Source organism: Actinoplanes sp. NPDC049265 (assembly GCF_043197135.1).
Classification (GTDB): Bacteria; Actinomycetota; Actinomycetes; order Mycobacteriales; family Micromonosporaceae; genus Actinoplanes.
Genome location: NZ_JBICSP010000008.1, coordinates 26,763 through 47,746, shown reverse-complemented (window position 1 = coordinate 47,746; position 20,984 = coordinate 26,763). Strand labels below are relative to the sequence as shown.

General features: G+C 72.1%; 18 protein-coding genes. 7 read left to right on the top strand and 11 right to left on the bottom strand.

Going from position 1 to position 20,984, the window contains the following annotated elements; genetic code table 11:
- A partial coding sequence (locus ACGFIO_RS20395; RefSeq protein WP_392827844.1) for a BTAD domain-containing putative transcriptional regulator occupies window positions 1–1,916 on the bottom strand: 1,916 nt, incomplete at its 3' end.
- 68 nt (window positions 1,917–1,984) lie between these two features.
- Here ACGFIO_RS20395 and ACGFIO_RS20390 point away from each other — a divergent pair.
- Entirely contained in the window at window positions 1,985–2,812 is an 828-nt protein-coding gene (locus tag ACGFIO_RS20390) for a hypothetical protein (RefSeq protein WP_392827843.1), read from the top strand.
- Window positions 2,813–3,300: 488 nt separating this feature from the next.
- Here ACGFIO_RS20390 and ACGFIO_RS20385 read toward each other — a convergent pair whose 3' ends face one another.
- The 6 genes from ACGFIO_RS20385 to ACGFIO_RS20360 all read right to left on the bottom strand — a co-directional run bounded on the left by ACGFIO_RS20385 (window position 3,301) and on the right by ACGFIO_RS20360 (window position 9,260).
- Entirely contained in the window at window positions 3,301–4,710 is a 1,410-nt protein-coding gene (locus ACGFIO_RS20385) for an MFS transporter (protein ID WP_392827842.1), read from the bottom strand.
- A gap of 167 nt (window positions 4,711–4,877) precedes the next feature.
- Window positions 4,878–5,642 carry a SigB/SigF/SigG family RNA polymerase sigma factor gene (locus tag ACGFIO_RS20380; protein WP_392827841.1) on the bottom strand — a complete coding sequence of 255 codons (765 nt, stop codon included), beginning with the start codon at window positions 5,640–5,642 and terminating at the stop codon, window positions 4,878–4,880.
- 105 nt (window positions 5,643–5,747) lie between these two features.
- Window positions 5,748–6,155, bottom strand: coding sequence for an MmcQ/YjbR family DNA-binding protein (locus ACGFIO_RS20375; RefSeq protein ID WP_392827840.1), 408 nt, complete (start codon window positions 6,153–6,155; stop codon window positions 5,748–5,750).
- A 128-nt stretch (window positions 6,156–6,283) separates the two neighbouring features.
- Window positions 6,284–6,922 (bottom strand): transcriptional repressor LexA, encoded by a 639-nt coding sequence (gene lexA, locus ACGFIO_RS20370; protein ID WP_392827839.1) that lies wholly within the window; start codon window positions 6,920–6,922, stop codon window positions 6,284–6,286.
- Window positions 6,923–6,936: 14 nt separating this feature from the next.
- Entirely contained in the window at window positions 6,937–8,124 is a 1,188-nt protein-coding gene (locus ACGFIO_RS20365; protein WP_392827838.1) for an APC family permease, read from the bottom strand.
- Window positions 8,121–9,260 carry an SRPBCC family protein gene (locus ACGFIO_RS20360; RefSeq protein ID WP_392827837.1) on the bottom strand — a complete coding sequence of 380 codons (1,140 nt, stop codon included), beginning with the start codon at window positions 9,258–9,260 and terminating at the stop codon, window positions 8,121–8,123. Before ACGFIO_RS20360 ends, ACGFIO_RS20365 begins: the two co-directional genes overlap by 4 nt.
- A gap of 22 nt (window positions 9,261–9,282) precedes the next feature.
- Here ACGFIO_RS20360 and ACGFIO_RS20355 point away from each other — a divergent pair, with 22 nt between their 5' ends.
- A complete protein-coding gene (locus ACGFIO_RS20355; protein WP_392827836.1) occupies window positions 9,283–9,555 on the top strand; it encodes a hypothetical protein in 273 nt (90 codons plus the stop codon).
- Between the two features lie 129 nt (window positions 9,556–9,684).
- On the opposite strand, the gene ACGFIO_RS20350 is transcribed toward ACGFIO_RS20355, so the two are convergent.
- On the bottom strand, window positions 9,685–11,592 hold the full coding sequence (locus tag ACGFIO_RS20350; RefSeq protein WP_392827835.1) for a DM9 repeat-containing protein: 1,908 nt from the start codon (window positions 11,590–11,592) through the stop codon (window positions 9,685–9,687).
- Between the two features lie 296 nt (window positions 11,593–11,888).
- Window positions 11,889–12,218 (bottom strand): winged helix-turn-helix transcriptional regulator, encoded by a 330-nt coding sequence (locus ACGFIO_RS20345; protein WP_392827834.1) that lies wholly within the window; start codon window positions 12,216–12,218, stop codon window positions 11,889–11,891.
- A gap of 76 nt (window positions 12,219–12,294) precedes the next feature.
- On the opposite strand from ACGFIO_RS20345, the gene ACGFIO_RS20340 reads away from it, so the two are divergent.
- Window positions 12,295–12,750: a nuclear transport factor 2 family protein gene (locus tag ACGFIO_RS20340; RefSeq protein ID WP_392827833.1), complete on the top strand. Its 456-nt coding sequence runs from the start codon at window positions 12,295–12,297 to the stop codon at window positions 12,748–12,750.
- A gap of 1 nt (window position 12,751) precedes the next feature.
- Here ACGFIO_RS20340 and ACGFIO_RS20335 read toward each other — a convergent pair whose 3' ends face one another.
- A complete protein-coding gene (locus ACGFIO_RS20335) occupies window positions 12,752–13,789 on the bottom strand; it encodes an ornithine cyclodeaminase family protein (protein ID WP_392827832.1) in 1,038 nt (345 codons plus the stop codon).
- A 227-nt stretch (window positions 13,790–14,016) separates the two neighbouring features.
- Here ACGFIO_RS20335 and ACGFIO_RS20330 point away from each other — a divergent pair, with 227 nt between their 5' ends.
- The 4 genes from ACGFIO_RS20330 to ACGFIO_RS20315 are packed head-to-tail and all read left to right on the top strand — an operon-like array spanning window position 14,017 to window position 18,211.
- Complete coding sequence (locus ACGFIO_RS20330) at window positions 14,017–15,045, top strand: FkbO/Hyg5 family chorismatase (protein WP_392827831.1); 1,029 nt, start codon at window positions 14,017–14,019, stop codon at window positions 15,043–15,045.
- Window positions 15,042–16,208, top strand: a complete 1,167-nt coding sequence (locus ACGFIO_RS20325) for a C9 hydroxylase cytochrome P450 (protein WP_392827830.1) — start codon at window positions 15,042–15,044, stop codon at window positions 16,206–16,208. Before ACGFIO_RS20330 ends, ACGFIO_RS20325 begins: the two co-directional genes overlap by 4 nt.
- Window positions 16,205–16,987 carry an FkbM family methyltransferase gene (locus ACGFIO_RS20320; RefSeq protein ID WP_392827829.1) on the top strand — a complete coding sequence of 261 codons (783 nt, stop codon included), beginning with the start codon at window positions 16,205–16,207 and terminating at the stop codon, window positions 16,985–16,987. The genes ACGFIO_RS20325 and ACGFIO_RS20320 overlap by 4 nt, the downstream gene beginning before the upstream one ends.
- A gap of 24 nt (window positions 16,988–17,011) precedes the next feature.
- The gene (locus ACGFIO_RS20315; protein WP_392827828.1) at window positions 17,012–18,211 is read left to right on the top strand and encodes a cytochrome P450; all 1,200 of its coding nucleotides are present in this window, start codon (window positions 17,012–17,014) and stop codon (window positions 18,209–18,211) included.
- A gap of 10 nt (window positions 18,212–18,221) precedes the next feature.
- Here the strand turns inward: ACGFIO_RS20315 and ACGFIO_RS20310 are convergent, their stop codons facing one another.
- Window positions 18,222–20,918: an AAA family ATPase gene (locus tag ACGFIO_RS20310; RefSeq protein WP_392827827.1), complete on the bottom strand. Its 2,697-nt coding sequence runs from the start codon at window positions 20,916–20,918 to the stop codon at window positions 18,222–18,224.
- Window positions 20,919–20,984 lie beyond the last annotated feature (66 nt).

The window sequence follows — 20,984 nt, the reverse complement described above, 5'->3', positions numbered from 1 at the left end:
CTTGGCGGCACGGCGGGGTTGAGGGGCGCGGCGGGATTCGGCGCGGCGGCGGCCACATCGGCGGCGGCGTTGGCCACGCGTACGCGGGAAGCGCCCGCCACCCCATCGCCCAGTACGACCCACGTCCAGCCGAAACCGTTGGCGATCCGCGCGCCCAACGCCGGGTCGTGCGTCGCGCACCAGGTCAGCGCCGCGTCCACGTCGGCCCGTTCCGCCCGGGCGAACGCGAGGCACGACGCCTGTTCCGGGCCCCGGACCAGAACGGCGTGCCGGTCGGACTGCGCGGCGTACCAGCCGGCATGCGCGGCGGGGCCACGGGCGTCCGGCCCCAGGCGCTCGGCCGCGAAGGCGCGGATGCTGTCCAGCAGCCGGTAGCGCACCGCGCCGGCGTCGTCGAACTCGGCCACCACCAGCGAACGCGAGACCAGCCGGCCCAGCACGTCCAGCACCGACGACGACGGGACGCCGAGGGCCGGCAGCACGTGCTCGGCCGCGGCCAGCGACGCACCGCCCGCGAAGCACGACAGAGCCAGCAGGCCGCGCTGGTCGTCGGGGGCGAGCAGGTCGTAGCTCCAAGCTATCGCGGCGGCCAGCGCGGGGCGGCGGCCGGCCGGGTCGCGCAGCAGGGTGAAACGGTCGTCGAGGCGGCGGGCAATGTCGCGTACCGGAAGAGTTTTGACCCTCGCCGCCGCCAGCTCGATCGCCAGCGGCAGACCGTCGAGCGCGCGGCAGATCTCGGCGACCGTGGCCGGGTCCGGCGTGAAGTGCCGGCGGCTCTCCCTGGCCCGGGCCGTGAACAGGGCGACCGACTCGCCGGCGGACAGCGGCGCCAGCGGGTGGACGGCCTCACCGTCGACGTCCAGCGGCACCTGGCTGGTCGCCAGCATGCGCAGGCCAGGCGCGGCGGTCAGCAGCCGCTCGGCCGTCTCGGCCACCGGGCCAGCCAGGTGCTCGCAGTTGTCCAGCACGAGCACCGTTTCGGTGCCGGCCAGGCGGTCGGTCAGCTCGGGCGCGGCGATCTGCATGGTTTCGGCGATGATCCGCGGGATCGAGGCGGTGGCGTCGGCGGCGTCGAGGCGTACGAGCCAGACTCCGCCGTCCGCCCGCAGCCCGCGCGCCGCCTCGATCGCCAGCCGGGTCTTGCCGACGCCGGCCGGGCCGACCAGCGTGACCAGCCGGCGGTCGGCCAGCCGAGCGCCGAGACCGGCCAGCTCGGCGGTGCGCCCGACCAGTGGTGCGCTGAGCCCGGGGAGATTGCCCGCGCTGGTCGCACGCAAGATCCGGCCCTGGAGGGTACGCAGCTGAGCGCCCGGCTCGACACCCAGCTCGTCGTCGAGGAGGCGCCGGACCCGGGTGTACGCGGCCAGTGCGTCGGCCGGGCGCCCGGCCCGGTGCAGCGCCGTCATCAGGGCCGCCCAGAGTCCTTCGCGCAGCGGATGCCGGTCGACGAGTTCCTCGAGGTCGCCGATCAGGTCGGTGCGGGTGGCGGCCTGCTGCTCGATGAGGCCGAGGCGGAGGTCTTCCAGGCGTACCCGATGGGGGTTGAACCACTCACCGACCGGGAGCTCGCCCCGGAACAGCGCCAGCGCCTCGCTCGCACGCTCCGGGTCGCGGGCCAGTCGCGCCACGCGCAGCGCGTCGACGGCGTCCTCGTCGACGTCGAGCAGATAGCCGCCGTCGCGGCCCACGATCAACGCCGGGTCGCCGAGCGCGCGGCGCAGCTGGGACACCTTCGACTGCAGGGTGTTGCGCCCGGCCGTACCCCACAGGTCGTCGATGATCCGCTCGGCCCGCACCGGCCGCCCCGCGTCCATGGCCAGCCGGACCAGCACCTCGGCCGACCGCCCGGACGGCACCGCGAGCAGTACGCCGTCGCGGCGCACCTCGAGCGGGCCGAGCACGGCCACGGTGATCACGCGGCGAGCCTATGCCCTCGTCAGAGCGCCGTCAGCACATCGTCAGCGCGACGCGGGACGCTGCCCGAATGACACCGCACCGCCTGGCCGCCGCGACCATCAGCGTCGCCGCCCTGCTCGCCATCGCCGGCTTCACCGCACTCGGCGCGATCTTCGACTATCCGCGCATCCTCAAGGAGCCGACCGCCGACATGCTGGCCGCGTTCCACAGCCGCGAGGGTGCCGTGGTCGGCTGGTTCGTCGTGCTCGTGATCGGCGCCGCGCTGCTGGCCCCCGCCGCCGTCCTCTTCGGACGCATCGCCGGTGGCGCGACCGGCCGCCCGATTGCCACGGCCTCCAGCACGCCCGCCGCGGCCTTTGACACATCCGGCGCGGCTCTTGACACACAGGGCGCGGCTTCTGACCCACCCGCCGCCCCGGTTTTTGACACACCTGCCCGTCGGATCATGGCGGCCTTCGACACGCCCGCCCGTCGGGTCAATGCGGCCTTTGGCCCGCCCGGCCCATGGATCACCGTGGTCGGCGTCGCGGCGGCTGTGGTTCAGGTGGTCGGCTTGTCGCGCTGGATCGTGCTGGTCCCGTGGATCAATGACACCGGCGTGGTCGAGCGGCTGCACTTCTGGCTGGGCGAGATCGTCGGAGAGACCATCGGGTACGCCCTGACCGCGGCCTTCACCGTCCTGGTCACGCACTTCGTGGTCCGTACCCTGGCCCCGGCCTGGCTGACCGCCCTCGGTCACGCGTCCGCGGTCCTGATCGCCTCCGGCGTGATCAGCACGCCGGTGTTCGCCGCGATCAACTTCGCCGGCTACGTGGCCTGGTGTCTCTGGCTGCTCACTGTCGCCGTCGTCCTCTGGCGGACGGGAGCGCCCGAACGAGTTTCGCCATCGCTCTGATCGCCTCGACCCGACGATTCCTGGGTACGAGGACCAGCGCGCAGACGAACATAATCATGATCGCCACCAGTGGCGCGCAGATGATCAGCACGGCCGCCCAGGGTCCACTGGCCAGCAGCGGGTCAAGGAAGTTGATGGCCATCCTCGTCCGCCTCTCGACTCGGCGGTCGGGAGGGCACCAGGGCTCAGCCCGACCAGTCCACAACTGGAGGGAGGCTGAGTCCGACTGCCATCGGCACTCAGATGTACATACCCACCGTAATCCCCCACCTCCCTAACATCACCCCCAGGTCACCCTCCCGAGTGGCCCCAAGGTGCTAGCACCCACAACATCCCCCGCCCCCACCACGCCCCTAGCGGTAGCCCAACAAGGCATTACCCCGCCCAAACCACACGCCCAACCCGAGTGGCAGCCCACAACACGGCATCCGTCCCGCTAACCGCCCAGCCCTACCACCGCTACCGGGAGTGGCGGCCCAGCGCGGTGCCTAGCCACCGACGGGCGCCTGGGTCTCGGGTGGCGGGCGGCGGATGGCGATCGCCAGGAGCGCGGCGCCGGCCAGCTGGGCGGCGATCAGCAGGACGACCAGGAGCAGTGGAGCCGGAGCGTAGAGCGCCCCGGCCAAGGCGCCCCCGGCCAGCGCCGCCGCGCCCTGGATCGCGGCGAAGACGCCGTAGGCGGTGGCCCGGCGAGGTGCGGCGACCAGGTCGGCCACCAGGGCTTTGACGGTGGAGTCCAGCACGCCGCCGGCCGCGCCCCAGAGCAGGCCGCCGACGACGATGGCCGTCACGCTGTGCGAGAGAGACAGGGCCGGGGCGGCGCCACCGATCACCGGCAGGGCGAAGAGCACCCGTGCGCCCCACCGGTCGTAGAGCCAACCGGTGGCGAGCGCGGCGATCGCCCCGGCGGCCATCGCACCGGCGTAGAGCAGGGGTGCGGCCGCCACCGGGACCAGGCCGGCCTCCACCGCGTGGAACGACATCAGTCCGAAGGTGAGCAGTCCCGCCGTCGCGGCCGCCGCCGAGCCCGCGAACCAGTAGAACCGGGCGGGCAGGCCGGCTCCGATCCATCTGGCCCACCGGCTGGACGCCGCGGGGGAAGCAGACGGCGCCACCGAACCAGCGGCGGACATGGCCGAGGAAGGCGCGGCCGGAGCCGGCAAAGACGAGGCCGGAGCGAACGCGGCGGGAGGAGGCGAAGCCGGTGAGGATGCGGCTGGGATGGACGCGGCCGGAGGAGGCGGAGAGGACGAGGTTGGAATGGACGCGGTGGAAGGAGATGGCGAGGGCGGGGTGGACGGGGTGGCGGCGGGTGGGGCCGGGGCCGGGAAGCGGGGACGCAGGTAGAGGAGCAGGCCGAGCGTGACGGCGCCGGGGAGGGACAAGGCCGCCAGGGCGGGCCAGAGGACGCCGGTCGCGGCGACGACGGCGGCGATCGCGAGTGGGCCCGCGAAAGCGCCGACCTGGTCGAGGGCCTTGTGCACCGCGAACCCGCGCCCCTGACCGACCTGCACGGCGGCCTGGGCGAGGAGGGCCGACTTGGCGGGGCTGCGGATCGCCTTGCCTACGCGCTCGGCGATGATCAGGGTGGCGGCCACGGTCAGGCCGGCGGCGCCCAGGGCGGGTGTCACCGCCAGCAACGGTACGCACGCGGCGGTCAGCGCGTACCCGAGGATGGTCAGGGTCCAGTAGCGGGACGTACGGTCGGCGAGCGGGCCCGACACCAGCCTGAGCAGCAGCGCGGCCGCCTCGCCGGCCCCGGTGACCAGGCCGACGGCGAGCGCCGACGCGCCCAGGGCGGCGAGCAGAGGGCCGGTGATCGAGCGTGCTCCCTCGTACACCATGTCGGCGGTGAGGCTGACCACCCCGAAGCCGGCTATGGCCCGCCAGGGTGTCATCGCGCCGGCGGCACGCGCAGGATCAAGGCCACGAGCAGCAGCCTAGAAGACTCAGCCGTCAAGGTGGGCACGCAACTCGGCCAGCGCCTTGGCCGGCAGGCTGGAAAACTCAGCCGCCGAGGTGGGCACGCAACTCGGCCAGCGACTTGGTCGGCAGGCTGGAAAACTCAGCCGCCGAGGTGGGTACGCAACTTGGCCAGTGCCTTGGTCAGCAGCCGGGACACGTGCATCTGGGACACACCGACGTGGGTGGCGATCTCCGACTGGGTCAGGTTGCCATAGAAGCGGAGCGACAGGATGCGCTGCTCGCGCTCGTCCAGGGCGGCCAGCGCGGGGCCGAGGGCGACGCGCAGTTCGGCCAGCTCGTACCCATGGTCCTCGCTGCCGAAGGTGTCGCCCAGCTCGCCCTGACCGTCCTCGCCGGCAGGGGTGGACAGGCTGGTCGCGGAGTAGGCGCGGGCGCCCTCCAAGCCTTCCAGCACTTCTTCCTCGGTGGTGCCGAGGTGGTCGGCGACGTCGGCGACGGTCGGTGCGCGGCCCAGCGTGTGGGTGAGTTCGTTGTTGGCCGCAGTGATCTGCAGGCGCAGTTCCTGCAGGCGGCGCGGGACCTTGATGAACCAGGTCCGGTCGCGGAAGTGCCGCTTGATCTCACCGATGATGGTGGGTACGGCGAAACCGGAGAATTCCACGCCGCGGTCCGGTTCGAAGCGGTCAACCGCCTTGATGAGCCCGACCGTGGCGACCTGGGTCAGGTCTCCGAGCGGCTCGCCCCGGCCGTGGTATCGGCGGGCCAGGTGCTGGGCGAGCGGCAGCCACGCCTCGATGGCGCGTTCGCGGCGGCGGGCGCGGGCCGGGTCGCCGGGCGCGGTGCGCGCGAGGGCCTCGATGAGCTCACTGGCCGCGGCGGTGTCGGCCACTACTGAGTTCTGCACGTCGAACCCCTCCTTGCAGGTCGGCAAAGTTTGCCGTTAGACAAACATAACCGTACGTCCGGAGGAGGCCAACCGATAGGACGAGCGGAACGGCGAGTCGTACCCTTACGAGGGTTTCTTGAGCCACTCCCGGCGTCGCGCCTCCGACGCCCGGGCCAGCCAGGCGTCCTGGATGACCTCTCGCAGCTCGGCCCGGGTGATCTCACCCAGCCGGCCGGCCCGCACCAGCACCGAGAGATGCCCGTCGAAGTGCCTGGTGGTGAAGAACGGCGTCACCGGGTCGCGCACCAGCGCCTGCTTGTCGGCGTCGGTCTCGACCCAGAACACGATCACGTCGGGGTAGCGCTCGCCGGTGTCCGGGTCGACCGCGTCGGGGCGCGGCGTACGGAAGAACACGAACGACTTCCCGCCCACCTGATAGACCGGGTTTTCCCCCGACCCGTACTCGACCTTGACGTGCGGCATCGCCAGCGCGATCTCATGCACGTCCTCGACGGTCGCGGCGTCCTTCATCTCTTCCACCCCCGGCTGACGAACACCACTGTTACCACAACCGGGACGATCGCGAGCACCCGCAGGACCCCCCGTTGCACCCAGCGATGCCCCGAAAGCTCAACCCACCGGAAAGACGGCCGCAGCCGTCAGGTCTGGCGCAGCACCGAGACGACCTTGCCGAGGATGGTCGCCCGGTCGCCGTCGAGGTCGGCGTACGCCGGATTGCGGGCCTCGAGCACGACGTGCCCAGAGCGGCGGCGGTAGACCTTGACCGTCGCCTCCTCGTCGATCATGGCCGCGACGATGTCGCCGTTGTACGCCTCGGACTGCTGCCGCACCACCACGATGTCCCCGTCGCAGATCGCCGCCTCGACCATCGAGTCGCCGCGCACCCGCAGGCAGAACAGGGTGCCCCGGCCGACCAGGTCGCGCGGCAGGGCGAGGATCTCGTCGGCGTTCTGCTCGGCCAGGATCGGCGTGCCGGCCGCGATGTCGCCGACCACCGGCACGGTCACGGTGGCCGGGGCCTGGCGTTGCCGGGGCGGTTGGAGGAACGCGCGCACGTCGACCGGGCGGGTGGCGGTGCGGCCGCGGCGCAGGAAGCCGTACTCCTCCAGGGCCCGCAGGTGGCGGCCGGCCGACGAGGTGGCGATGCGCAGCGAATCGGCGATCTCCCGGGTGGACGGCGAGTGGCCGTACCGGATCGCGTAGTCCCGGATGACGGTCAGCACCTGCCGTTGCCGCTCACTGAGCGTAGACGTGTCGAGATCCTCATCCGGTAGCACCGCCCGATCCTGCCCTACGCGCGAGTCGCAGGTCGGAAGCCACGCCGGACACCGTAGAGGGTAGCGCCGAGGGCGAGCACGGCCGCGCCGGCGATCACCGAGGAGAGTGGCAGCGCGAAGGCGAGCATCGCGCAGCCGAGCAGGCCGGCGGCGGGGACGACGCGTCTGCCGAGCGTCCAGGCGCTGGCGTTGGCGATCGCGTAGTAGGCCAGCACGCCGAACGAGGAGAACCCGATGGCCGCGCGCAGGTCGGTGGTGGCGGCGAGGACGGCCACGACGGCGCCGACGGCGAGCTCGGCGCGGTGCGGGACGCCGAAGCGCGGGTGGACGGCGGCCAGGCCGTGCGGCAGGTGGCGGTCGCGGGCCATGGCCAGGGTGGTGCGGGAGACGCCGAGGATCAGGGCCAGCAGGGAACCCAGTGCGGCGATCGCGGCGCCGACCCGGATCGCCGGGGCCAGCTGGGCGGGGACGGCGTCGGCCAAGGGGGCGGTCGCGCTGCCGAGCCGGTCGCCGAGTACGCCGAGCACGGCGATCGCCACGGCCGCGTACACGATCAGGGTGATGCCCAGCGCGATCGGGATCGCCCGCGGGATGACCCGGGCCGGGTCCCGCACCTCCTCGCCGAGCGTAGCGATCCGGGCGTATCCGGCGAAGGCGAAGAACAGCAGGCCGGCGGACTGCAATATGTTGCCGGCGGCAAGGGTGGAGACGGGTTGCCGTGGCATCTCGAAGGACGACACGACGACCACGGCCAGCACGATCAGGACGATCGCCACGATGATCCGGGTGACCCAGACCGCCTTCTGGACGCCGAGGTAGTTGACCGCGGTCAGCAGCACCACCGCGGCCACCGCGACCAGGTGGGCGTGATCGGGCCACAGGTAGGTGCCGACGGTCAGCGCCATCGCCGCGCACGACGCCGTCTTGCCGACCACGAAGCCCCAGCCGGCCAGGTAGCCCCAGAACGGGCCGAGGCGCTCGCGTCCGTACACATAGGTCCCGCCCGAAGCCGGATATCGGGCCGCGAGCCAGGCCGAGGACATCGCGTTGCAGTAGGCCACCACGGCGGCGATGCCCAACGCCGGCAGCAGCCCGTCGGCGGCCGGCGCCAGGGCCGAGAAGATGCCGGCGCCGATCATCGCGCCGAGCCCGATCACCACCGCGTCGAACAGCCCGAGGCGGCGTCGCAGCTGATCTGTCACTTGGCCACGAACTCCTGGTAGGCCCGCAGGACCAGCCCGTGGAAGTGGTGGACGCCGTGCTCGGACAGCCCCGAGCCCTGGGGGTCGTACACGATCCGGCCCTGGTCGAAGGCTGGTGTCGCCATGCCGCGCTGGACACTCTCCACGATCGCGATGTCCTGCCGTTGCAGCACGTCGTCGATGTAGCTGACCGCCTCCTCCTCGGCCGGCTCGAGCTGGTCCGTCTCGAAGAAGAAATCCCAGGTCTCCAGCGTGCGGTCGACTCCGGCCGGCAGCACCTGGAAGACCATGAAGTTGCCCCGCCCGGGGTAGCGCAGCAGGCAGGTGTTGGGCCACAGCCACCAGACGGCGTGCTCGGTGACCGACGCGCCGGTCACGTCGTACGCCGGGTTGTCGGACTTGCCGGCCTCGGCGAAGTGGCTGGACCAGATGCCGTGCGTCTTCACCTCGTAGGTGTCCATGTCGACCAGGGCCACGAACTCGCGGTGGGCGATGTGGCAGTGGTAGCACTCGAGGAAGTTGTCGATGACGTTCTTCCAGTTGGACTTCACGTCGTAGGTGAGCCGCCGCGCGAAGGTGAGCTTGGCGACGTCGGGCGCCCCGGCGGCGATCTCGGCGGCCAGGTCGGGTGCCTGCTCGCCCAGCGGCCTGGCGGTGCTGTCCAGGTTCACGTACACGAACCCGCCGAACTCCTCGACCAGCACCCGGTCGAGGCCGATCTGACTCTTGTCGAAGGTCGGCATGTGCTGCGTCTGCCGTGCGTTGCGCAGCGACCCGTCGAGGTCGTAGACCCAGGCGTGGTATGGGCACACGATCGTCCCGGTCCGCCCCTCGCCGGACAGCAGCTCATGGGCGCGGTGCTTGCACACGTTGTAGAACGCCCGCAGCTCACCGGCCCGGTCCCGGACGACGGCGATCGGCATGCCCGCCACCTCGGCCGCGACGTAGCTGCCGGGTTCCCGCAGCTTCTCCACATGGCCGATCCATTGCCAGGTGCGGGCCAGGATCGCGCGCAGGTCGAGATCGAGGAACCGCGGATCGGTGTACGCCGCCGCCCGCAACGACATCGAGCGTCCCGGTTCGGGGTCGTAGCCCGCCCCGATGTCCCGTACGTCCCGCGCATTCACACCCGTCATGGCCCGACGGTAGCGTGACGGCATGACGGGGAGGCCGAGGCGCAGCTGGTGGTTGCTGTGGCCGATTCTGGGGTTCAGCTGCCTGGGTGGTGCGGCGTTCATCTATCTGGGCGTACGGACGAGAAGGGCCGGCTGGTGGATCGCCGGCGTCATCTATCTGGCCCTGGGCTGGACCGCTATCTACACGTTGCGGGACGCCGACCCGGACGGGCAGCTCTATCGCTGGGCCCTGGGCCTGGCCTTCGGCGTGTGGGTCGCCGCGATCGTGCACGCCTTCATGATCAACCGCTCCTAGCAGCGCTGGCGGGCGACCCACCCGTAGTCTGCTGATCCTCGCCGAGTCCCGACGACACCGTACTTTCCAAGATCCCGTCGAAGGTATGTCCCTGGCGACGGTCTCAGCCTCCGTCCACTCGCCAGGACGTCAGACCAGCTCGTCCGGTGACCAGGTGATGAGCCGCCGTTCGACACCCGCGGCCAGCACGACCCGGCCGTCGACGTGGGTCACCGCGAGATCGACGACACCGGCGCGGAAAACCCCGAGGTGCGGGCGTACGACCTGCTCGCCGGTGGCCGGGTCCCACACCGTGACCTTGGTGTCGCCGGCCGAGAAGACCAGCGGCCGGCCGGCGTGCTCGAGCATCACCACCGCGTCGTTGCGAGGGCGACCCGGTTCGGTGAAGGCCGACAGCACCTCGCCGGAAGCCAGGTCATAGACATTCAGGTCAGCTCGGTCCGGCCGCTTGTACCACCCGTTCTGCGCCGGGTCCGCGGTGTCCTCGCCGGGCGAGCCCGGACGCCCGTGCACCACCACCGGGCGGCCGTCCAGCATGCCAAAGGTGCCGACGGCGCCTTCCTCCCGCAGCGGCACCAGCGGGCGCAACGGCGCCCCGGCGGCCACGTCCCACACCACTGCCGTGTCACCGACGGTCAGCGCGACCGGCCGCCCGGCCAGCGTGGACAAGGCGACGCGACGTGGCACCCCGCCGATGTCGAAATCGGCGTGCAGTTCCCCGGACACGACATCCCACACCCGCAATCGGCGGTCCCGGCCCGCGCCTGCGACCAGGATCCGGTCATCGAGGCGGGTCGCGGCCAGCGCCGTCGCCGAACGGGGAGCACGGTGCAACGGCTCGTACGAGGCGCCGGTCGCCGGGTCCCAGCGGGCGACGACGCCGTCCGACCCGCCGCTGACCAGCACGTCACCGGCGAAGACGAGCGCACCGGCCCGCAGGCCATGCGCCTCGACGGTCCAGATCGGCTCGCCGGTCGCCGCATCCCACAGCGAGATCCGATCGTCGTTCGAGCCGGACGCGAACACCGGCCGCCCCTCGACCGTACCGGCGGCGACGGCGAGGACCATGTCGCCGTGGCGCAGCGCGGCACGGACGCCCCGGCCCCGGATCGCGGCCGGAGGCTGCCCGGCCGGGCTGTACGTTCCGCCCATCGTGTCGCCGTGAAAGGTTAGGTCGCCCTGGTTGCCGCGGGTGTCCCGCCAGCTGAGCCGGACCGGCGGGTGACCCGTCTCCCCCACCGCGAGGAGCAGCTCCTCCGACGGCGTCCACCAGGTGTCCGCCGACGGTGCGGCGTCCCAGGTCTGCTCGATCAGGAAACGCCGGGCGTCGGGGGTGTCCTTGTCCCGTCCGGCCAGCTCGCTGCGGAACTCCTCGCGTTCGGCACCGGCCGTCCGGCGGTGTCCGTGGGCGGTGCGCTCGTCCTCGTCGACGGTGATCGCGAACTCGGTACCGTCGGTGTCAGCCCAGCTGACCTGCTCCGGGCGGGCCTCCTCGCCGCGATCCAGGTAGACGGTGAACGGCGGCGCCGACGATGACGCGAAACGCAACACCGGTCGGCTCAACCGTCGCGCCTCGGTCTCCTGGCGCTCGGCTACCGCCGGATCAGGCCGGAGCAGGACCTCGTAGGCATGGACGGGATCCTCCTCCGCATCGACGATGTCCGCGCCACCGGAGTCCGGTCGCACCAGGCCGAGGTGCAGCGAACCGGACTCGGCGGCCGCACGCGCCAGATAGAGGGGCCGGCCTTCGTCGTCCTTCCCGGCGGGGTACGCGTCCGGCGGCACCCCGCCCCCGTTGTCGATGCCCCAGACGCCGCGATTCATGAGCACCTCGTACTCGAGGTGCACCGCCTCCTCGCCGTCCCACGCGACGTACGCGCCCTTCGACCGGCGCCTCACCTGCCCGGGACGGACACCGTCCTCGGTCTCGACCCGGCACGCGTAAATCGGCTCGCCATCGTGCTCGTACCCATGCGGCACGGCGCCGGCCGGGACATCGCCGTACGAGGCAGGCTGCCACCAGTAATCCTGCTCCACGCCGCCGGAGCGTACTGAGATGGATCAAGCTGTCAAGCTCCGGGTTTGATGGGCGATCGCCGGGACCGTGTTGCCTCCGGCCGAGGCGAGCACGACCATCGCCCGACGCAACCGCACTGCCGAACCGGTGCCGCGACGGACCAGGCGCCGCAGCTTCTGACCCTCTTGGTCGCTTGATCGGCGTACTCGATCGGGTTCTGCCATCCGCACAGCGTCGACCGACACCGACACCGACACCGCGACGCGGACCCGGCCCGGTGTGTCATCCGACCCGGCCAACGTTCGCGGTCAAGGCACTAGACCGGCTTGAGGTGCTCGATCGCCCATCGGGTCAGCTCGCCCAGGGCCGATCGCATGGCCACGCCGTGCTCGGTGAGCTGATATCGCACCCGGATCGGCCGCCCGTCGAGCACGGTCCGGGTGACCAGGTCGAGCTCGGCCAGCTCGATCAGCCGCTCGTTGAGGATCCGGTCGCTGATGCCCGGGATGGCCCGTTTGAGGTCGCTGAAGTACGCCGGCCCCTGCATCAGCGTGCTCAGCACCATGCCGGTCCAGCGCTTGCCCAGCATCGTCATCACGCGCGAGAGCGGCTCGCCCAGGTCCTCACACGGATCACCGCTTGACACGGCACACCCACCCCACTTACTTTTCTCAAGCGACTTACGTTTTGTTATTTACCCGTACGACAACAGCTAGGATGCCATGACCACCCTCGAACAGCGAGTCCAGCGCCTCGAAGACCGCGCCGCCATCATCGACCTGGTGATCGACTACGCGGCGGCGATCGACGACGGCGACTGGGACCGCTACGCGACGCTCTTCACCGACCCGGTGCACATCGACTTCTCCGACGCCGGCCTGCCCGCCGCCGACTTCCCCCGCGACCAGTTCGTCGGTTTCGCGGCCCAGGGCCTCTCGGTGTGGGACGCCCGCCAGCACATCAGCCCCAACCACCGCGTGACCTTCGACGAGGCCGACCCCGACCGCGCCGTCTGCCACTCCTACATGTTCGCCCAGCACCACAAGAAGGGCGCCGATCTCTACCTGATGCGCGGCGCCTACGACCACCACGTGGTACGCACGCCCGACGGCTGGAAGATCGCCAAGATCGTCCAGCACGTCAGCTGGACCGAGGGCGCCAACATCAGCACGCCTTGATTCACCACTGCAACGAGTACGGGTCCAGGACGTCCTCGGGGGCCGACTCGATCGTCATCTTGCGGCCCAGGCCGAGCTCGTCGGCGAAACCGAGCAGCACGTCGAGGGCGATGTGATCGGCGAACGCGCTGCCGGTCGAGTCGAAGACGCTCACGCCGTCACGGTGCGGGGCGGCCAGCCGGGGCGCCGCGCACAGGTCGGCCAGGGACGGGCCCAGGTCCCGGTCGGGCAGCTGCTGGAACTCGCCCTCGGCCCGCGCCTGGCCGGGATGGTCGACGCAGATGAAGGCGTCGTCGAGCAGGGCACGCGGCAGCTCCGTCTTGCCCGGCTCGTCCGCACCGATGGCGTTGACGTGCAGGTGGCCGGGGCGAGGCGCGGCCGGTACGACCGGTCCCCCGCCCACCGGCACCGAGGTGGCCGTGCTGAGGACGTCCGCGGCGGCGGTCGCGGTGGCCGCGTCGGTGACCTCGACGGCCAGCCCGAGGAACGCGACCCGGAAGGCGAACGACTCCGCGTGCGCCGGCCGGATGTCACTGACCAGGATGCGCTCCAGCGGAAGAACCCGGCTGAGAGCGTGCGCCTGGGTGACCGCCTGGGCGCCCGCACCGACCAGCCCGAGCGTGGTGCTGCCGGGCCGGGCGAGCAGCCGGGTGGCGACGCCGGCGACCGCACCGGTCCGCATCGCGGTGATGGTGCCCGCGTCGGCCAGCGCGACCAGGCTGCCGCTGTCGTCGTCCAAACGCGACACGGTGCCGACGATGGTCGGCAGGTGGAACCGTTCCGGGTTCTGCGGGCTGTAGCTGACCGTCTTCATCGTCACGCCGACACCCGCGGCCCGATGCGGCATGAATTCGATGACGCCGGGCACGTCACCGCGCCGGGCGAAACCGGTCCGTGAGGGCGGCGGGTCGGTCTCGCCCCGGCCCAGACGCGCGAATTCCCGCTGCATTTCGCTGATCAGCCGATCCATCACCTCGTCCCGGCCGACCACCGAAAGAATGCGCTTGATGTCGCGCTGGCAGAGAATTCTGGTCTGCATTTCGCCTCTCTTTCGGTGCGTGTGAAAAGGCCCCACCCACCGGTACGCACGCGATTCGCGAGAGGGTAACGGCGACGTTAGCAGTCGGTCGAGGACGGTCACCCCCTAACCATCCCCCTGGGAACGGAAGGCAGCCGAATAGCGTGCTTCTAGGGGGTTGCGGTAATTGACGCGCACATATTTTCTGGCTGGTACACGCCCGGGAACGGCGAGGGAGGGTGAGGCGATTGTCCGCGCCAGGAACGGCACCGTACTGCAGCTTCGAGAAGCTCGGGTCGGCCGATCTCGACGGCGACGAGACGCTGCTCGGTGTCATCGAGCACGGGACCGGGCCGGCCGACGTGTCGGTGATCGACGGTCGTCTGCGCGCGGCCGTGCACACGACGACCCGGGAAGACGAGTCGTTCGCCGAGGCCTGGCACGCGGAGGGGCCGAAGGAGTCGGGGCATCACGCGGGCGTCGCCTGGGCCCGAACCCCCGATTATCTGCTCGGCGTCGCCCGCGTCCCCGAGGCCGGCCGGTACGCCGCCGGCACCGCGGCCGCGTACACCGCGATCTTCGATCTGACCGCCGCCCTCGGCTATCCCACGCTGGTCCGCACCTGGAACTACCTGAGCGGCATCAACACGGCCAACGCCGACGACCTGGAGGTCTATCAGGATTTCTGCGTGGGCCGGGCCGAGGCGCTGGACGCCCGCGGGCTGGACCCGGCGACCATGCCCGCCGCCACCGGTGTCGGCGCCCACAGCGGCGGCATCACCTGCTATTTCCTCGCCGCCCGGCACGGCCACCGGATCAACGTGGAGAACCCGGCCGTGCTCACCGCCCACCGCTATCCGCCGCGTTACGGCACCCGGCCGCCGATCTTCGCCCGGGCCACCTGGCACGCACCGCCGGGCCCGGGCGAAGGCCGGCTCTTCGTCTCGGCGACCGGCGGCATCCTCGGCCACGAGACCGTCCACCGCGGCGACATCGCCGGCCAGTGCGAGGTGGCGCTGGCCAACATCGGCCGGGTGATCAGCGGCGAGAACCTCGGACGGCACGGTCTGGCGCGCCATCACGGTCTGGCCGACCTCGACCACCTGAAGGTCTACGTCCGCCACCGCGACGACATCCCGGTCGTACGCCGGATCTGCGCCGACCGGCTCGCGCGCGAGGCCACGATCGCCGTCCTGCACACCGACATCGCCCGCTCCGACCTGCTGGTCGAGATCGAGGGCGTGGTCACCGTCCCGCCCGGAAAGGACCCGCGATGAGCACCGAGGTTGAGCAGCCGGGCAGCACGGCCGGGCGGTGCCCGTTCGCCGTCCAGGACGGGCACCGCGCCGTGCTGGAGAGCGGCAGGATCGGCTCGTTCGACATGTTCGGCGTCAAGCACTGGCTGGTGGCCGCAGCCGACGACGTCAAGCTGGTCACCAACGATCCGCGGTTCAGCTCGGCGGCGCCGTCGGGGATGCTGCCCGACCGGCGTCCGGGCTGGTTCTCCGGCATGGACGCGCCGGAGCACAACCGGTACCGGCAGAAGATCGCCGGCGACTTCACCCTGCGGGCCGCGCGCCGGCAGGAGGAGTTCATCCGCCGGGCGGCCGACGCCTGCCTCGACGACATCGAGGCCGCGGGGGCCGGGGCGGACCTGGTTCCGGCGTACGCCCGCCGCCTGCCCTCGCTGGTCATCAACGACCTGTACGGCCTGGGCGAGGACGAGGGCGCCGCCCTGGAGTCGCGCATCCGGGCCATCACCGGCGCCGCCGACCTGACCGACATCAAGGACCTGACCGACGAGTTCTTCACCCACGCCCTGGCGCTGGTCCGGGCCAAGCGGGCCGAGCCGGGCGACAACCTGCTGCACCGGCTGGCCGAGGCCGGCGAGGACCAGATCCTGCTCAGCGACGACGAGGCGACCGGGGTGTTCGCGGTGCTGCTGTTCGCCGGGCACGATTCGGTGCAGCAGATGGTCGGCTACTGCCTGTACGCACTGCTGGCCCACCCCGAGCAGGCGGCGGCGCTGCGGTCGGACCCGGCGCTGATTGACCGCGCGGTCGAGGAGATGCTGCGTTACCTGCCACTCAACCAGTTCGGCGTGCCCCGGGTGTGCGTCGAGGACGTCGAGGTGCGCGGCCAGACGATCGCGGCCGGCGACGCCGTCATCCCGCTCTACTCGACGGCCAACCGCGACCCGGGCGTCTTCGCCGGCCCGGACACCTTCGACGTCACCCGGGCGCCGGAGCACAACTTCGCGTTCGGGTACGGCATTCACAAGTGCCCCGGTCAGCACCTGTCCCGGGCCCTGATCAAGGTCGCGGTGACTCGCCTGTTCGACCGCTTCCCGGACGTACGCCTGGCCGGCACGGTGCCGATGAACGACGGCCCGGGCCTGTTCAGCCCGGCCGAGCTGCGGGTCACCTGGGGTGCGGCGTGAGTGCGCCGGTGCCGACGATGGAGCTGCCGAACGGCGCCACCGTCGCGTACGTCAAGGCCGACGAGGCGGAGTTCCTCTACCGGGAGATCTTCACCGAGCGCTCCTATCTGCGCCACGGCCTCGAGGTGCGTCCGGGCGACGTGGTGTTCGACGTCGGCGCCAACATCGGCATGTTCACGCTGTTCGCGCACCTGGAGTGCCCGGGCGTCACGGTGCACGCGTTCGAGCCGGCGCCGGTGCCGTACGCGGCGCTGCGGGCCAACGCCGAACGGCACGGGGTGGCCGGACGGTTCGACCAGAGCGCGGTCGCCGACGTGGCCGGGCGCGGCGAACTGACCTTCTACCCCGAGGCGACGCTGCTGTCGGGCCTGCATCCGGACCCGGCCGCGCGTACCGAGATGCTGCGCACGCTGGCCCTCAACGAGGGACTGCCGGCCGAGGAGGTCGACCGGGCGCTGGCCGGGACCGAGCTCGTCGGCGAGGTGATCGACAGCCCACTGGTCCGCCTCTCCGACGTGATCGCCGACCGCGGAATCACCGCCGTGGGACTGCTCAAGATCGATGTGGAGAAGAGCGAGCGGCAGGTCCTGGCCGGTGTCGACGAGGCCGACTGGCCGCGGGTACGCCAGGTCGTGGCCGAGGTGCACGACGTCGGCGGCGCCCTCGACGAGGTGCTCGGCTTGCTGCGCGGGCGCGGTTTCACGGTCGTGGCCGAGCAGGCGTCGCTGTTCGCCGGCACCGGTATCCACCAGGTCTTCGCCCGCCGCACGGCCGGCTGACCACGCGTACACGGAGGTTCTGGGATGTCTCTGCCCGCGCTGCCGCTGCCCGACGAGAGCCGGCAGCCGTTCACCCCGCCCCCGGAGTACGCCGAACTGCGCGAGCGCCGCGAGGTCACCCAGGTGTCCTGCCCCACCGGCATGGACGCGTGGCTGGTCTCCGACTACGCCGCCGCGCGCGAGGTGCTGGGCGACGGCCGCCGCTTCTCCACCCGGCCCGGCCCGGTCGGCCACGTCCTCGCCGCGTACGGCGGCCCGGACGCCCCGATCAACGGTTTCCCCCAGATGGACGGGCCGGAGCACATCCGGATCCGGCGCAACTACGCGCCGCAGGTCTCGCACCCCCGCCGGCTCGCCGAACTGCAGCCGCTGGTGCAGCAGATCACCGACGAGGCGGTGACCGGCATGCTCGCCTCCCCGCAACCGTTTCCCCTGCACAGCGGGTTCTCCACGGTGATCACGACCGCGGTGATCGCCGAGCTCATCGGTGTACCGGCCGACCACCGTCATCTGCTGCACGACGCCGCCACGGCGATGTTCACCACCTCGACCACGCAGGACGAGCTGCGCCGGGCCCTGACGCCGCTGTGGACGTACCTCTATCAGCTGGCCGCCGCCCGGCGCGCCCGGCCCGGCGACGACGTCCTCAGCCGCATGATCAAGCACACCGCGAAGGACAAGCGCCCGCTCACCCCGGCCGAGCTGACCGACATGAACGGCGGCCTGCTGATCGCCGGGTACGACACGACCGCGTCGATGATCACGTACGGGCTGGTCTGCCTGCTGAACGCCCCCGGGGAGTGGGCGAAGCTCCGCGCCGAGCCCGATCTGGCCGGTTCGGCGGCCGAGGAGCTGGTGCGCTACCTGGGCGTCGCCACCGGGCTGTTCCGCCAGGCGACCGAGGACACCGAGGTCAACGGGCAACCGATCAAGGCCGGCGAGTACGTGGTGGTGGCCGTGCAGTCGGCCAACCGGGACACCGCCCTGCATTCCGACGCCGACACGCTCGACGTCGCCCGCAAGCCCGGCCCGCACCTGGGCTACTCGCACGGCGCGCACGCCTGCGTCGGGCGGCAGATCGCCCAGATGGAGCTGACCACGGTGCTGCGGGCGCTGGCCGAGCGGGTCCCGACGGTACGCATCGCGGTCCCGCCGGAAGAGATCGAGTGGAAGACCGGCAACGTGGTGCACGGTCCGGCCGAGCTGCCGGTGGCCTGGTCATAAGACCAACGGTTCACTCGGTCAGTTCGGCCGGCAGCTGCTGGCGGCCCTTCACGCCCAGCTTGCGGAAGACGTTCGTGAGGTGCTGCTCGACCGTGCTGGCGGTGACGAAGAGCTGGTCGGCGATCTCGCGGTTGGTCTGCCCGGCCGCGGCCAGCGTCGCCACCCGGCGCTCGGCGTCGGTCAAGGACCGGATCCCCTGCGGCGGGCGGCCGAGGCGACCGGAGCGGCCGGCCTTGACGCCCAGCCGGCGCAGCAGCGGGACCGCCCCGCACTGGGCGGCCAGGTGCCGGGCCTGCCGGAGGATGCCCCGGGCCCGGCCGTTCTGGCGCAGCGCGCTGAACGCCTCGCTCAGATCGGCCAGCACCCGCGCCCGCTCGTACTGGTCGTTGCTGGACAGCAGCAGGCCGGCCGCCTCGTCGAGCAGGTCGATCCGCTTCGGCGGCGGGGCGTAGGCCGCCCGTACCCGCAGGGTCAGCGCCCGCGACCGGGGTCCCATCGGCCGGGTCAGCTGCTCGTCGATCAACCGCCGGCCCTCGGCCCGGTCCCGGCCGGCCAGCAGCGCCTCGGCCGCGTCGACCCGCCACAGGGCCAGCCCGGGCACGTCGACGTCCCACCGGCGCATCCGTTCCCCGCAGTCCCGGAACGCCGTGTACGCCGCCTCGTGCCGGCCCACCGCCAGGTTGTACCGGCCCCGCGCCATCAGCAGGTGCAGGCCGGACAGGCTGTCGTGGACGGCGTCGGGCAGCGGCTCGGCCAGCCACTTCTCCGCCCGCTCGAGCTCGCCGAGCCGGATGGCGGCGGCCGCCGCGCTGCTCAGCGGCAACACGGCGGTGATGCCGAGCGACGACGGGCGGCCGCGGTCGAGGACCGCGCCGGCCGCCTGCACCGCGGCGGCCAGATCGCCACGGCGCAGGGCGGCCTCGGTCCGCGGCCCCGCGTAGCCGGCCTCACCCTCGGCCGCCCCGGTGCCCGCGGCCAGCTTGTCCGCCCACAGCTGGGCGGCGTCGGTGTTCTCGGCGTAGAGCAGGGCCGTCAGCGCGGCCAGGGCGGTCGGGCCGGACGCCGCGGCGTCCGCGTTGCGCAGGACGTTCTCGGCCTCGGCGGCGGCCGACTCGGGCCGGCCACGCAGCGCCGCCAGCACCGCGTTGTCGGCGGTCACACCGTGCCGGGCCGACCGGGACAGGCTCGCGAGTTCCTCCGGCGCGAGGGGGTGCGGGCGCCGCTCCGCGCCCGGTACGCCCGGATGGAACAGCGCGAGCGACACGTCGGCGGCACGCAGGCGGGCCCGATCCTGGTCGGTGGCGGCCAGCGCGCGCTGCAAGGCCAGCACCTCGGCGGCCTCGCCGGGGCGTCCGGCGTCGGCCAGCCAGTGCACGACCAGGGCCGCGTGCTCGGCCGAGAGCAGGCCGGCCCGGGCGGCGGCGGTCAGCTCGTCCAGGTGCCGGCTGGAGGTCAGCGGGTTGCGGCGGCGTTCGCCGGCCACGGTCTCCACCTGCAGGGCGGCCCGGGCGCCGGCGTCGTCGGAGGCCCGGTAGGCCAGTTGCAGGTATTCGGTCGCGGCGTCGAGCTCGCCGCGTACCCGCAGCTCCTGGCTGGCCCGGGCGAACATCTCGGCGGCCTGCGGCCCGTGGATCAGTCCGGCGCCGGCCTGGTGGTGGGCGAGCACTTCGACGGGTACGCCGTCCAGCACGTCCAGCGCGGACCGGTGCAGACGGCGGCGTTCCTGGGCCGACATGTCGTCGAGTACGACCGAGCGGGCCGCCGGATGCGGGAACCGGTGGTTGCGCAGCAGGCCGCCCTCGGTCAGGATCCCGGTCGCCTCTTCCACCGTCTCGGCGCCGAGCCCGCTGACCCGGCGCACCAGGGTGACGGTGGCGCTGGGGCCCAGCACCGCCGCCGCCTGGGCGATCTGCAACGGGACGGGACCGCAGCGGTAGAGGGAGCTGAGGTACGCCAGCCGGTATGCCCGCCCGGCCGAGATGCCCGTGCCGCCGGCCGCCCAGGCCTCCCGCACGTCGTTGACCAGGCCCCGGACCAGGTTGGGGTTGCCGCTGGTGGCCTCGTAGACCTGGGCCTGCTCGTCGGCGGTGACGTCGGGCCCGAGGCCGGCGCGGGCCAACTCGGTGACGTCGGCCGGGCCGAGCGGACGCAACGCGATCTCGTGGCGGTGCCGCAGGCTGAGCAGTTCCGCCTCGAACCGGGAGTGCGCGGGCGTGAGCCGGCGCAACTCGGTGAGGATCATGGCGATCCGGGCCGAGGCGACCCGCCGGGCCAGGTGCAGCAGGCAGTTCAGCGAGGCGGTGTCGGCCTGGTGCACGTCGTCGATGCAGATCAGCACCGGTCGTTCGGTGGCCAGGGCCAGCAGGGTGCGGGTGAGATCGCGGCGCAGGTGGTTCTCGGTGTCGGCTGGCAGCGGCCGCCCGGATGCCGTCACGCAGGCCAGTTCGGGCGCCCGCGCGGAGAGTACGGGATGGTCGAGGAGTTGACCGATCACGGCGTACGGCAGGGTCCGCTCCTCGGCCGAGCAGACCGCACGTAACGTGATGAAGTCCTCTTTGGCCGCGGCCGCGTCCAGCAGTTCGGTCTTGCCGCAGGCGACCGGTCCGGTGACGGTGACCACGACCCCCCGTCCGCCGGTCGCGCGGCCGAGGGCCTGGTCCATCATTCTGAGCTCGTCTTCGCGGGCGACCAGGTCGTAAAACTCCACAGACAGGCACCACCTTCGCGTCGGACCTCAAACGCTTCCCATCGCTGACAACAACGCATCAACCAC

Coding starts and splice junctions, on each gene's coding strand:
- ACGFIO_RS20385 (WP_392827842.1), bottom strand. CDS start 4,710: ATGACACCCTGGCGGGCCATAGCCGGCTTCGGGGTGGTCAGCCTCACC.
- ACGFIO_RS20340 (WP_392827833.1), top strand. CDS start 12,295: ATGACCACCCTCGAACAGCGAGTCCAGCGCCTCGAAGACCGCGCCGCC.
- ACGFIO_RS20390 (WP_392827843.1), top strand. CDS start 1,985: ATGACACCGCACCGCCTGGCCGCCGCGACCATCAGCGTCGCCGCCCTG.
- ACGFIO_RS20375 (WP_392827840.1), bottom strand. CDS start 6,155: ATGAAGGACGCCGCGACCGTCGAGGACGTGCATGAGATCGCGCTGGCG.
- ACGFIO_RS20315 (WP_392827828.1), top strand. CDS start 17,012: ATGTCTCTGCCCGCGCTGCCGCTGCCCGACGAGAGCCGGCAGCCGTTC.
- ACGFIO_RS20335 (WP_392827832.1), bottom strand. CDS start 13,789: ATGCAGACCAGAATTCTCTGCCAGCGCGACATCAAGCGCATTCTTTCG.
- ACGFIO_RS20360 (WP_392827837.1), bottom strand. CDS start 9,260: ATGACGGGTGTGAATGCGCGGGACGTACGGGACATCGGGGCGGGCTAC.
- ACGFIO_RS20325 (WP_392827830.1), top strand. CDS start 15,042: ATGAGCACCGAGGTTGAGCAGCCGGGCAGCACGGCCGGGCGGTGCCCG.
- ACGFIO_RS20355 (WP_392827836.1), top strand. CDS start 9,283: ATGACGGGGAGGCCGAGGCGCAGCTGGTGGTTGCTGTGGCCGATTCTG.